At 38.3% G+C, this 13,853-nt stretch carries 9 protein-coding genes and 1 pseudogene; 2 read left to right on the forward strand and 8 right to left on the reverse strand.

Translation table 11 applies throughout. The features are described 5' to 3' along the window. Positions 1-71: 71 nt before the first annotated feature. The 4 genes from L652_RS0112280 to L652_RS0112295 form a co-directional block, all read right to left on the reverse strand. Positions 72-1,526, reverse strand: coding sequence for a circularly permuted type 2 ATP-grasp protein (locus L652_RS0112280; protein WP_024595285.1), 1,455 nt, complete (start codon positions 1,524-1,526; stop codon positions 72-74). A gap of 46 nt (positions 1,527-1,572) precedes the next feature. After that, positions 1,573-2,451, reverse strand: a complete 879-nt coding sequence (locus L652_RS0112285) for a transglutaminase family protein (RefSeq protein ID WP_024590933.1) — start codon at positions 2,449-2,451, stop codon at positions 1,573-1,575. Beyond that, a complete protein-coding gene (locus L652_RS0112290; protein ID WP_024603478.1) occupies positions 2,448-4,967 on the reverse strand; it encodes a circularly permuted type 2 ATP-grasp protein in 2,520 nt (839 codons plus the stop codon). Before L652_RS0112290 ends, L652_RS0112285 begins: the two co-directional genes overlap by 4 nt. Before the next feature lie 112 nt (positions 4,968-5,079). Further along, entirely contained in the window at positions 5,080-8,391 is a 3,312-nt protein-coding gene (locus L652_RS0112295; protein WP_024603479.1) for a transglutaminase family protein, read from the reverse strand. 1,020 nt (positions 8,392-9,411) lie between these two features. On the opposite strand from L652_RS0112295, the gene L652_RS0112300 reads away from it, so the two are divergent. Beyond that, entirely contained in the window at positions 9,412-10,185 is a 774-nt protein-coding gene (locus L652_RS0112300) for an SHOCT domain-containing protein (protein ID WP_024597451.1), read from the forward strand. A 69-nt stretch (positions 10,186-10,254) separates the two neighbouring features. Beyond that, on the forward strand, positions 10,255-11,424 hold the full coding sequence (locus L652_RS0112305) for a putative zinc-binding metallopeptidase (protein WP_024597452.1): 1,170 nt from the start codon (positions 10,255-10,257) through the stop codon (positions 11,422-11,424). Positions 11,425-11,567: 143 nt separating this feature from the next. Here L652_RS0112305 and L652_RS0112310 read toward each other — a convergent pair whose 3' ends face one another. The 4 genes and pseudogenes from L652_RS0112310 to moaC all read right to left on the reverse strand — a co-directional run. Then, a complete protein-coding gene (locus L652_RS0112310) occupies positions 11,568-12,887 on the reverse strand; it encodes a hypothetical protein (RefSeq protein ID WP_024597453.1) in 1,320 nt (439 codons plus the stop codon). A gap of 127 nt (positions 12,888-13,014) precedes the next feature. Continuing rightward, positions 13,015-13,473 (reverse strand): molybdopterin synthase catalytic subunit MoaE, encoded by a 459-nt coding sequence (gene moaE / locus L652_RS0112315; RefSeq protein ID WP_024597454.1) that lies wholly within the window; start codon positions 13,471-13,473, stop codon positions 13,015-13,017. Further along, positions 13,473-13,772, reverse strand: coding sequence for a MoaD/ThiS family protein (locus L652_RS0112320; protein ID WP_024603480.1), 300 nt, complete (start codon positions 13,770-13,772; stop codon positions 13,473-13,475). Before L652_RS0112320 ends, moaE begins: the two co-directional genes overlap by 1 nt. After that, positions 13,750-13,853, reverse strand: a pseudogene (gene moaC, locus L652_RS1000000124570) (cyclic pyranopterin monophosphate synthase MoaC); the annotation flags it as partial. The pseudogene moaC and the gene L652_RS0112320, both read right to left, overlap by 23 nt.

Raw genomic sequence — 13,853 nt, forward strand, 5'->3', positions numbered from 1 at the left:
GAGCCACATTTTCCGCGCGCTCAATGTATCGAGATACCCAATATAAAGTTTCGCCTACTCTTGATAACATATTATTTAGCCTCTTCGTCAACAATCCAAGTATCTTTACTGCCACCACCTTGTGATGAATTAACCACCAAAGAGCCTTTAACCATAGCAACACGCGTTAATCCACCAGTGGTAACTTGCGTATCTTTACCTGATGATAAAATAAACGGTCTTAAATCGGTATGTCGCCCATCTGGTTTATTACCATCAAATGTTGGTACTGTTGATAAATCTAATGTTGGTTGAGCTACCCAATTTCGTGGGTCCGCTTTAATTTGAGCAATACACGCTTCTTGTTCTTTTTTCGTCGATTTAGGACCAATTAATAATCCATATCCGCCAGATTCATTTGCAGGTTTAACAACAAGCTTATCGATATTTTTAATCACATGGTCGCATTCTTTCGGATCTAAACATTTGAACGTTGGGACATTTGCAAGTTTAGCTTCTTCACCTAAGTAGTACTTAATCATCTCAGGTACATAGGCGTAAACTACTTTGTCATCAGCAACACCTGCACCTGGTGCATTAACCAAAGCAACGTTGCCTTTAGACCAAGCACGCATTAAACCAGGAACGCCCAGTTGTGATTCTGGTAAAAAGGCTTCTGGGTCTAAAAATAAATCATCAATACGACGATAAATAACATCAACTCGTTGTAGCCCTGTGATTGTTCTCATGTATACACAATCATCTTTTTCAACAACTAAGTCCCGTCCTTCTACCAGTTCGCAACCCATTTCTTGGGCAAGATAACAATGTTCAAAGTAAGCTGAGTTAAATACCCCAGGCGTAAGTACCACAACTTCTGGTTTATCTTGTGGACGAGCCGACATTGCCGCTAGCATATCAAATAATTGTGAGGGGTAATCATCAACAGGTAAAATAGACACTTGCTCAAATAATTCAGGGAATACACGCTTCATTACAGAGCGATTTTCAAGCATATAAGATACACCTGAAGGAACACGCAGGTTATCCTCAAGCACATACATTGTACCGCTACCATCGCGTACTAAATCTGAGCCACAGATATGCGCCCATATTTTATTTGGCGGATTTATTCCCACACATTGCTGGCGAAAGTTAACTGATTTTTCTAGTAACCCTTTTGGAAAAACACCATCTTTTATTATTTTTTGGTCGTGGTATAAATCATCTATAAAAAGGTTAAGCGCTTCAACACGTTGCTTTAAACCAACCTCTACGCTTTGCCATTCTTTTTTGCCAATGGTACGCGGTATAATATCAAACGGCCAGGCTCTATCAATCATATTACCTTCGTTGTAAACCGTGAAAGTAATACCCATTTCTTTAATTGCTAAATCAGCAACCGCTCTGGCTTTTACTAATTCTTCTGCTGATAAATTAGCAAAAAATTGTGCTAATTGTGTTCCATGCGATCTAACGTTTCCTTGTGCATCAATTAATTCATCAAAGAAACCTTTTGTTTGGTACGCTTTCCAATCAATTTTCATACACTCTTTCACCTTATCCATCATCATATATGACGTAGTTAAACTGCTATTCCATTCGAATCATATCAACCGCTACATCAAGCAATTGACTACCGCCACCAAATACCACTCCTTTTAAAGGAGTTACGTCAGAAAAGTCTCGCCCTACGGCTAGAGTAATATGCTGATCGCGTGGTAAAACATTATTTGTTGGATCAAAATCAACCCAACCAAAGTTTGGCACAAATACCGCAAACCATGCATGAGTTGCATCTGCACCTTCTAGCTTTTCTTCGCCTTCTGGCGGCATGGTTTCTATGTACCCACTTACGTATCGACCTGCTAACCCCACGCTGCGTAAGCATGCAAGCGCAAAGTGTGCAAAGTCTTGGCAAACGCCCCTTTTTTGTGCAAAAACAGTGCTCAAAGGCGTACTAATTGTTGTAAAACCAGGATCATAATGAAATTCATGAAAAATCCGTGCCATTAAATCTTTGCATGCAGAAATTATATTTTTGTGTGCATCAAACGAAATTAATGCGTATTCCTTAATTCCTTTATCTATTGGAATAAGCTGTGAAGGTAGTACAAATTCAGACGTTTTTAATAATTCCGCCGTATTTGGTTTAACCAATAAATCACGTACTTTTCGCCAAGCAATATCAACACTCTCTAAATTGCTATTAGCGCCGACTAACAGTTCTACCTCGCTGATCATCGTTACTTTAAGTTTTTTATGCTGTATTGCTATTTCAAACGCTGTTACCTGATTATTAAAATAATCAGTAAATGTTTGTAAGTAAGTCGGTGTAGGTTCAATTTCTACACGACTACTGTGGCATATTTGCCCGCGATTCGTTTTTGGCGTTAATCGCGCTTGGTTTTGACACAAACTAACAAAGTCTGAATAGTTGTATGTAGTCGAGTGCTTTATTTTATATTTCACGATTGAGCTTGCTCAATATTAGTCCAGTTCAATTTATTTGCCGTTTGGGTATGAGAAAAATACTGTAGTAATAATACATCACAAAATGTATCTAAGTTCATACGCGTATTATGGTTAAATTCGATTAACTGGTTACGTTGCCCATTTTCACTTTTTTGTAGGTAATCTTTCTCAGTTACATAGCAACTTGTTTTAGACAGTAAAATTGCTTTTTCGTGTGCCGCAATTACGCCTTGTCTGCGTTTTGTGGGTAAATGCTTACACAACTTATTAATTTCCTCTAACTGAAATAATAAAGAACGTGGGTATTCAGCATCTAAAAGTAATAACTCAAGCCCTGTACCAATGGTTTGATACATTCTGTATCGGCGCTTATGCGTAACTAAACTAACTTGGCAACTTAGCACTGCTTCAAGTAAGCCAAGCTCTTCGGGCTCGTCTAACTCTTTGGTTAATAAAGCCGCACTTAGTGATGTTATTTGTAAGCTCCGCTCTACTCTTCTGCCCATTTCGAGTAAAAACCAGCCGTTACTATTTGGCATACAATCTGTAATCGAGCCATTAAAAGCCATAATTGAGCCTATAACTCTATCTAGGCTGCTTTGCATTGCACGCGTTGGGATATTAATATTTACATTTTTAAATACTTTAATTTGCTCATTAATATCATCAATTATTCGGCGGCTATCATGAGATAGTAATTCTTGAATTTGCACCGACGCATTAGCAATGTACTTTAATGTATTAATAATACTGCCAGCGCATTGCTCGTCTGCAAGGAGTTGAAAGGCAGTTTCTTTAGACAGATTTACATCAATTCCATCTAGTTTTAAATCAGGTTCTATATAGGGATAAACAATATATTGCGACCTAATGGCATTAGAAAGCCGTGCAACTATACTTTTTCGTATTGAATCTGGGTAAACAGAAAATTCGGTGTACTTGTCTATAAAAATACGCAATATACGTATGGTGTTTTCGCAGCGTTCTAAGTATCGGCCCAACCAAAAAAGGTGCTCAGCCGTACGGCTCGAAATAACCCCTTCGAGTAGCGTTACATCCATTCTTTTTCTAATTGGCACCGGTGGATTATGCTCGCCTAAATCAACTCTATCGGCTGTATTTATCCATGTATCTTTGATCCAACCAGATACTCTTGGGTTGTTACTTTTTTCGTTCGAAAAACACAGTGCTGAAGGAAGTACTTCTACGCCATTTTCAGTGGTTAATGCATAACACCTAAACACCACTGGCTTGGAGATTAATTGCCCGTCATGCCAAAATGGTGCACTGCTAAAAGAAGGTTTTTCTTGGAAAAAGTAATTATCGGGTTCTTTGCTAATAAGTAGCTTTATTTCTTGCTCGTCTAACACTCCATCTAACTTGAGTGTAGGGTCTATAGCAGATAGTAGTTCGAGGTTATTCCAATCAACGGCTTGCGCTTCTTTTACACTTAAATAATTTGGCTCACCTAATAACAGCGGTTGTTTTAAAATTTGCTGCGATAACTTTTCTAAGTTGCACTTTATTGAAGGTGACGAGAGCACACCGCTACCAAACGGGTTTAAAACCTTAACCGACCCTTGTCGTACCGATTGTAATAAGCCCGGAATACCATGAAGTGAATATTCAGTTTGCTCTAAAGAGTCAATACAACGATCAGAAACCCAGCGTAAAATGACATTAATTTTACCCAAGCCTTGTAACGATTTTAAACAAACGTCACCACCACGTACGGTTAAGTCGGCGCTTTGTACTAATGTGTAGCCAAAGTAGGTAGATAGGAATGCATGCTCGTTGTAGTTAGGGTCATCAATTCCTTGGGTGAGAATTACAATGCGTGGGTCATCCATATAGTGGGTATATTCATTAATACCCTCTTGGAATAGGTTTAAAAACTCTTTAATTTGCTGAACATTACATTCTGCAAATTCTTCAGCCATTACACGCCTTGCAATAATACGGCTTTTAATTAATAGCCCTAAGCCCAGCGGGCACTGGCAATGATCGCTTAATACTTTAAATTCGCCTGTTGGCGTGCGGTAAACATCTAATGCTGTAAAAAAAAGTGTTAATTCGTTACTAGGTAAACTAAAACCTTCGCGTAAGTAATTAGGGTCTTGAAAAAGCTGCTTTGCAGGAATATGGCCATCAACTAATAGAGTTTGGTCACCGTAAATATCTTGCTGAATTTTATTTAATAGAAGGGTTCTTTGTTTTATTCCCTCTTCGAGCAAGGTCCAATCAGCTTTTGATAACATAAAAGGCAACGGGTCGAAGTGCCATTGCTTATTACTTTCATTTTTAATATTGCCATTTTGTAGTAATTGGCTAATTTCTGTAGCGCGGCTACTAACATCATCTGCTGTTAGGCTAGCTAAACGCTTAAATAAAGTATCCCAATGGTCTGGGTTTAAACCACTGTGGTTTGCTAGTTCATCATGTCCATGTGATTTATCAAGGTATAAAGACAACCACTCAGGCAATTCCGGCATCGCGTTATTGTTAATATACAAGCTGAAAGTGCTCCAATTTATAGTAAATAGCCGTGTTCATAATGATGCTTTAAAAATATTTAGTCATTCCACTTTAAATAATTTCAAAGTGGAATGACACAACTATCAATTATTATTTAAAGTTAGGCTGCCTGCGTAAATCCAAGGTATTTGGATAATCAGGATTACTACTTTCTTCATCAGGTACCACGTATTCACTTGCGCTTTGCGCCGACTGAAAACTATGCGTAACCGCCGATGGGCTCCAGCTTGGTTCTGCTGATGCAAGTAAAGATGGTGTATGCCCATGCTCCCAAAATCTTGCGACTCTGCGCCCTTCTGCTTCAAATGCATTAACCGGTAGCGTTTCAGGATTACGCCCACCAGCATGGCTCACATGATATACAAAGCCTCCAACTGAACGTCCTTCCCACGTATCGATTAAATCAAAAACTAATGGTGCATGTACGCCAATAGTTGGGTGAAGCGCTGTAGGTGGTTGCCAAGCTCTGTATCGTATACCCGCGACCATTTCATCTTTTGCTTTACCTTTAACCGGTTTAAGCGGCACTCTTCGACCATTACACGTTACAACATAGCGATCGCTCATTACTCCTTGTACTTTTATTTGCACTCTTTCTAATGACGAATCTACATAGCGCGCCGTACCCGACGCACTTGCCTCTTCGCCTAGTACATGCCAAGGCTCGATTGCGGTTCTAAGCTCAAGTGTAACGTTATCAAGTTCTCGCGTGCCACATACCGGAAACCTAAATTCAAAAAATGGATTTAACCAACTTAACTGAAATTGAAAACCTGCTTGTTGTAAATCGCGGCTTACTTCAGCTAAATCGTTTTCTACATATTGTGGTAATAAAAACTTATCGTGTAACTCAGTACCCCAACGTATTAATGGCTTGTGGTAAGGTTTTTTCCAAAACCAAGCAAGTAAAGTACGCAACAGTAGCATTTGCACTAAACTCATTTGTGAATGTGGAGGCATTTCAAAGCCTCTAAATTCTACAATCCCTAAACGACCTGTGGCTGAATCGGGTGAATAGAGCTTATCTATACAAAATTCTGCTCTGTGTGTATTACCCGTTAAATCCACCAATAAATTACGCAGTAACCTATCAACTAACCAAGGCTCAGGCACCTCACCTTCGGGCATATGTGAGAAAGCAATTTCTAGCTCGTATAAAACTTCATCACGGGCTTCATCCACTCGCGGTGCTTGGCTTGTAGGACCAATAAAAAGCCCCGAAAACAAATACGACAAACCAGGATGATGCTGCCAATAGGTAATAAAACTTCTTAAAATATCAGGTCTGCGTAAAAATGGGCTTTGATCAGGTGTTTCGCCACCAAGCGTTACGTGGTTACCACCACCAGTACCAGTATGGCGACCATCTGCCATAAACTTATCGGTACCTAATCGGCATTCTTTTGCTAAACCATATAGCGTTGTGGTTCGACTGACTAATTGATCCCACGATGTTGAAGGATGAATATTTACTTCAATAACACCTGGATCTGGCGTTACAGCGTATTTTTCTACGCGGCTATCTTTAGGTGGGCTATAGCCTTCAATAACAAGCGGCATTTTAAGTTCTTTAGCCACACTCTCTATACTACTTATTAAACCCATGTAATGTTCAAAATGACTTGTTGGTGGCATAAATATATATAAACGCCCCTCTCTCACTTCCATGACAAGCGCAGTTTTAACCATTTCTTTACCAATAAAGCCCTTTTTAAGCTTTTTAGCTTTGGTAAAATTTTCTGGAATATCAAACGGGTCGCGGTCAATAATATTGCCGCTCCACTCAAGGCTGTCTAAAGGTAGGCGATAACCAAGTGGTGATTCACCCGGTAATAAAAAACAATGACCCCGTTTAAACTCCCACGTACACGACTGCCAACAGTTTTTACTATCGTTCCATTTTAAAGGTAGAACATAGCCAACAGGCTTTTCTATGCCTTTATCCATTTTAGCTAAAAAGCCTTTTCGGCTCATTGCATGAAGAAGCTCTGGTTGATCTGGCTTTATTTCGGTAGGTAATGAGGCTTCTTGCCACATGTGATATAAAATATCTTCATAAGCCGTAGTAAGTGCCTTGGTTTCAAGACCAAGTGAGTCACACAGTTTATCAGCAAACTTTTTAGTATCGGTATGATCAAATTTGTAATCTTTATTAGGATCGGCTAATAGTGCAGCATCTTGCCATAAAGGCTCACCATCTTTGCGCCAATAACATGCGTATTGCCAACGTGGTAATGGCTCACCCGGATACCATTTACCTTGTCCGTAATGAGTAAAGCCACCTTTTGTGTATACTTTATTCATTTCTACAAATAAATTTTGAGCTAATATTCTTTTTTCTTTACCATCGGCATCAGTATTCCACTGAGGATGTTCCATATCGTCAATAGAAATAAACGTAGGCTCGCCACCCATAGTTAAATGTATGTTTTCTTCATTGTAAACATTGTCAACGTGCTGACCTAAGCGGTTAATTGCCGCCCACTGCGCCTCAGAATACGGCTTAGTAACACGTGGGTCTTCGTGTACACGCGTTACTTTATTATAAAAGCTAAACTCAGATTTACAGTCGTCTATGCCGCCTGTTACCGGCGCTGCCGAGCTTGGCTCTGGCGTACACGCCAATGGAATATGACCTTCACCAGCAAATAAACCCGAGGTAGGATCAAGCCCTATCCAACCTGCACCCGGAATATACACCTCGGTCCATGCATGCAAATCGGTAAAGTCTTCTTCTGGACCGCTTGGGCCATCTAGTGATTTTTGATCTGAGGTTAGCTGTACTAGGTAGCCCGATACAAATCGAGATGCCAACCCTAAATGACGAAACAATTGTACTAACAACCAAGCAGAATCACGACACGAACCTGTTTTTTTACTTATTGTTTCGTTCGGTGTTTGTACGCCAGGTTCTAAACGAATGCCATAACCAACTAACTCATAAATAGCTTGATTAACAGCGACTAAAAAATCAACGCTTCTAAGCGGCTCTTTAGGGTTTAAAGATTTAATTAACTCTTTAAATTTTGGACTGGCTTTGCGTTTTTTTAAATAAGGAGAGAGTTCTGACTTTGAAATAGCATCGTAAACAAACGGGAAGTTTTCGGCGTAATCTTCTAAAAAGAAATCAAAAGGATTAATAACCGTTAGTTCGGCGACCAAATCAACTGTAAAACTAAATTCGGTAGTTGGCTTGTTAAACACCACCCTCGCTTGGTAATTACCAAAAGGGTCTTGTTGCCAATTTATATAATGATCTTCTGGAACTATTTTTAAAGAATAACTTTTAATTTTTGTACGGCTATGTGGCGCTGGACGTAATCGGAATATATGCGGCCCCATATTAACTGACCGGTCGTATTTATACTGAGTATGGTGCGAAATCCCAACTGTAATTGTCATCTATTAATTCCCCTTTAATAATGTATGGCCACAATATAACGCTGAAAATATTATTTGGACTAATTCACTTGTGCAATTTTTATACCAAAAGACTTGCTTAAGTAGTACTGTTCATCCACTCGCGGCTCTTGCACAAAGCAACGTTATGCATAAAGGTTTTGACCTAATTAATAGGAAAAACACACCTATTTAATAAATAGTAAACTTAGTGTAATTTAAACCATCAATTTTAGATTTTTAATGGTGCAGAAAATGCACCAAAATAGTGCTTTAAAATAACTTACAATTAAAGCTAATTAATTTAAAATATTGAAATAAAACAAATAAAGTTAATTTTTAAAAATACTTACTCCGTTATTTATAACGCTAAACGGTTATAATTAAAAGTATTTATTTAGAGTTTAAAAATCATTAAAAATAATCATTAAATAGTAAGAAATAGTTCACAATAAAGCTGCTGTTAAAGTAAGTAACGGTGCTATACTAGATCGATTTTTAACCGCTTACGTTACAGTAAAACTAACAATCTCGATGACATAAAACAAGCAACTTTTAATACATAGATGCTTACTTTAAAGATTAGTTTTGCAGTGGTGTGTTTTAATTTCAAACAAAACAGAACACGTCCAATTTGAAAAACCAGCACACCTCACTAACCTGTTAATTTTTCATTATCATCAAAGCTAAAGGTAATGCAGCACTAGGGCGTATTGTTCTTTGGTGGTTGAATTTGCAGCAGTGTGTTTGGTATTTAAGCAAGGCAGAGTCTATGATGTGTGGTTGTTCCCCATACATAGGCGATAACGCAGCATAAATGCCAAACATGCGCTGCCCCTGGGTTCTTTCTAGGGACGATTGACTCTTTGTTGCTCGGTTTTTACTTAGCCCACTAGGTTACAAACCTCGCGCCGCGATTAAATCGCCCCTAGATTGAACAAATTTCAATCCCAAAAAACAACACGCCCTAGCGTATTTAAGATTTTTTAAATCAACCCAATCTACCTAATAGGATATTCTCTTATGCAAAAGCTAACAGATGTCGGTGAAAACTTAGTTAATGGTATAGCATCTCGTTATAACCTCAGTCACGATGCAGTAATTCACATGTTAGTTAGCGTTAATAACGGCGGTTGCTCAATGGCACAGTTTAATTGCCCAGAACTTGGTGGTTCTGGTCAATGGATGCGTGGCGGAATGACAATGGTTGGCGACATGTTTAACAACGGTTTAAAATCAACCGTTGATAACTTGTGCAACGAACTTGCTAATATATTGAGCAATAACCAAATATTTCCGGTTATTCCTGCAGGATCGCCTGGCAGCAATCAGTGGTGGCCAGGTAATCTAGGCAGCCCATTTAGCAGTGGTGCGCAAAATAATATTCGCTACGCTATATTCCCTAATCGCTTAGCCGTTGAATTAAATGGACAAGTGAGCGTATACGACACGTTAGATCATAATATTGGTGGTGTAAGCCAACAGCAAGGCAATAATACCTCCCTTACATTTAACAGTCAGTGGGGGACAATTAATGTAAATACCCTGCCATTAATTTCAGGGCAAACGCCAACGACTCCAGAACCACAAAAAGACTTTACACAGCAAGTAACGCAGCCCAATTTTGCATTATTAACGCCTAGCCAAATTGAAGCACCTGTTAATAATACAACGGGGCAATACTCGGTAGACGAAACACTTCAAATTATTGAAAAGTTAGCACAACTACGCGATTCAAATGCGTTGAGTGATGATGAATTTAATATTAAAAAGTCTGAACTTTTAAAAAGGATTTAACCACTATCCTCCAATAGCATAACGCTCAATAAAAGTGGTTTATACGGTCTCTTTTTTATTCGGTAACATATGAAAACATTTAAATGTAATTGCACAGAACAACTTATTTTATTTTTTGAAAGCAGCCATTGTTTGGCTTGTGGCAGAACCGTTGGTATAGATGATGAGTTCGACCAAGTTGAACCCTATGAAATTGATGAACAATCGGGTCTATTTTACAAAGCAGAAGCGCCTGACGTTTTTTATAAAAAATGTGATAACAATGCTCAGTACCACGTTTGTAATGGTATGGTTAATTTAGATACATTTATACCCGTTGCCGATAAAGCCGAAGTGCTGTGTTTTTCATGCCGCTTTAATGAAACGGTGCCCGATTTAAGTATTGTTGAACATATTCCATTATGGAAAAAAATGGAGACAGCAAAACGTCGCGCTTTGTATACATTAAAATCATTATCACTCCCTTTAAATACCACGATTCAAGAACCTGAGAGCGGATTAAGCTTCGATTTTATAGCAGACCGTAACGTAAGCGATCACTTTGTAAGCCCTATTATAGGTCAAGACGTTGTATTTACAGGACACGACTGTGGCCATATCACTATAAATCTAGCCGAGGCAGACGACGTAGCACGCTCTCAAGCTAAAATAGCAATGGGCGAGCGTTACCGTACTTTACTTGGTCATTTTCGCCATGAACTTGGTCATTATTATTTTGATCAACTAATCGCAAATTCATCAAAAAAACATGCTTTATGTAAGCAATATTTTGGTGATGACGAATTAGATTACCAGCAAGCGCTCGATACTCATTACAAGCAAGGCGCGCCAGCTAACTGGCATGAAACCTTTATCAGTGAATACGCTACTATGCACCCTTATGAAGACTGGGCGGAAACATGGGCGCATTACATGCATATTATCGATACTTTAGAAACAGCCAAAAACTTTTCAATTACAGGCTCAACAACGGGTAATGAGTTTGAATTAGATGAAGCAGACGAGCTTAGATTGCCACAAAGTGCATATTACTTTAATTCACAAACATCGATTGATGCTATTTTAGATACTTGGATGGAATTTTCGATCATTCTAAATTCACTAAATCGCAGCATGGGACTTGCCGATGCCTACCCATTTGTACTAACTCAAGCGGTGCGAACTAAGTTATCTTTCATCCATCATGCTATCCATAACAGGCTCAATTTAATGCCTGATTTGAGCATTGGAAAAGTGTAATAAAATAAGTTCAGTCCAAAAAACATTTTAATAAAGAGCCATTTATTCTTGCTATGACTTTTCATGCATAGGTAAGTGGCTTTTTTATGATGAGCAAAAAGCCGTAAAAATAGTATATCCCCTACTTTCTCGCTGAAGCTTTGTTAGTTTGTCACAGCGAGGTTATTCTTAAGTCGACTTATAATTTTTTCTTGATAAATACTAACTGTAGAAAACTTTTGTATTGAAACAAATAAGTCAGTTAGTTTTTCGTTTGATATATCAGTGATATTAATCCCTTTATATATAATAGGTGCATTATTTTGTCTGGTTAGATTATTCGACAGTAAAATATTCAATTTTACTGTACGTGCTAACTCTTCTTGATATAGAAAAAATTCTCTTAAATGTGTGCTAACAATATTGGCTGATTTTGATCTGTCTATCATTAAAATTTCGTCAATTAGTCGATTTAACCTGCTGCGAGACTCTATTGCTTCGTCGAGAATATCTAACCAATTAAGTTCGCTATTTGATAGTAAAGCTAGAAAATATACCGTACGTGCTTTATTGTAATTAATAAAACCAGGCCACATAACATCTTCGCTAGATACTTTAAGTGCTTTATCGAACTGCTCAGCGGCAGATCTAAGATACATAATTACTTCTTCAAGTATTGATGGCTCTATGGTATTAATATTTTTTTGAGCCAGCTCTAAACCATCAATCGACAAAATATCTACAGAGTTCATATTTAGCGACTCTCGCAGCAAATGCATGCCTTTTTTGTTGTAATACAAACCTAGGTAATTATGGTAAATGGTTTTTGTAACTGGATTACGAAGAATTGGACCTCTCACATGAAGTAAGTCTGCATGAATATTAAAATTATCATCAGCTACAAAACTTTGGTAAGACACAACAGCTTTAAATAGCTTTATCGTTTCCGTTATTTGAATTGAATTACCTTTACTCACCGAGTGCAATATTTCACAGCGCCTATCAACTTCTGACAAAATTGTATCCATACGCTTTTTATAAAGTACTTTGTTAGTTTCTGATGCATTAAAAACAGCTGGAAATAATACAATTAGGTCAATTATATACTGAAGGGTATCGGCAAAAAGAACGGCGGTTTCTGACTCTTTTTTTAGTTTATGCTCAATAGAGTCAAAAATTTCTTTCTCTAGTGTATTTTCATTTTGGGACTTAAACTGGTTAATTAACTCTGGAAGTGAGGTTACGTAATTTTCATTATCTAAAATGTTACCTTCCATTTTGCTAATATTATTTACACTATCAATTGATGTATATGTTCTAACAGTAATAAATAAAGCTAATACGGCTATACAAAAGCTTACTGTTGATATGGTAAAGCTCAGTAAATCTTTACCTTCTTTTAAATCATATACCCATACAGCAAGAAAAGCTGAAAGTAGAACAAGTAATAATATTGTAAAATATAACATTTTTGATGTGCGCATATGCCTTCCAGACTTGGGTCGAGCTAACAATCTAATATTGCTGATTTATAACACGAAAAACGCAGACTTCACACGCAAACTGAGAGCTATATAACCTCTGTAGAGCACAAGTAATGAAATATCTGCATCACTTTTCCCACTTATCCAGCGCTTGTTTGTCACTTTGTTTAAACTCAACCCAATTTGATGAGTCTTTAAAGTGCTCTTTTTTCCAAAACGTGGCGTGGTTTTTTAAGTAATCCATAATAAATTGTGCGCCTTCGAACGCGGCTTGGCGATGGCGGGACGTTACGCCTACAAATACAATTTGCTCGCCAAGTGCTAAGTAACCAACGCGGTGAATAATAGATATTCGCGCCAGTTGCCAGCGAGTTTGTGCTTGCTCTGCAATAGATTGAAGGAGTTGCTCGGTCATACCAGGGTAGTGTTCAAGCTCAAGTACAATAACGTTATCGCCACTGCTGAACTCTCTTACCAAACCTGTGAAGGTGACAACAGCGCCATCGCTTTTATTATTACTACAAAGCGTATTGTGCTCGTCACCTACATTAAAATCATCGGTTTGTACTTGAATATGTATGCTCATTAGCCACCTGTAACCGGCGGGAAAAAGGCAAGCTCATCCCCTGCTTTCACTATTTCGTCGCTTGATGACATAGTTTGGTTAAGCGCTGCAAGTAGCTCACGCTCTTCCAGCCACGGTTGCCAGTGCGGGTATTGACTCACTAATTTTAATTTAAGCTCTGAAATAGTAAGCGGCTGCGTAATCTCAAGACTTAATTTACTGCACTTTAACCGCTCTTTTAGTTGCCCAAAAAACAATAACTCTACATTTTGGGCGCTAGATACAACATCGTTTGGATTAATCGCGTTGCCAACTACCATTTTTGCCCCCTGCTTTTTGAGTAACGCGCATGCCGCTAATTTCCATTAGTGGGTCGGCTGCTTTACACATATCAAACAAAG

This window comes from Pseudoalteromonas sp. TB25, assembly GCF_000497995.1.
GTDB lineage: Bacteria > Pseudomonadota > Gammaproteobacteria > Enterobacterales > Alteromonadaceae > Pseudoalteromonas > Pseudoalteromonas distincta.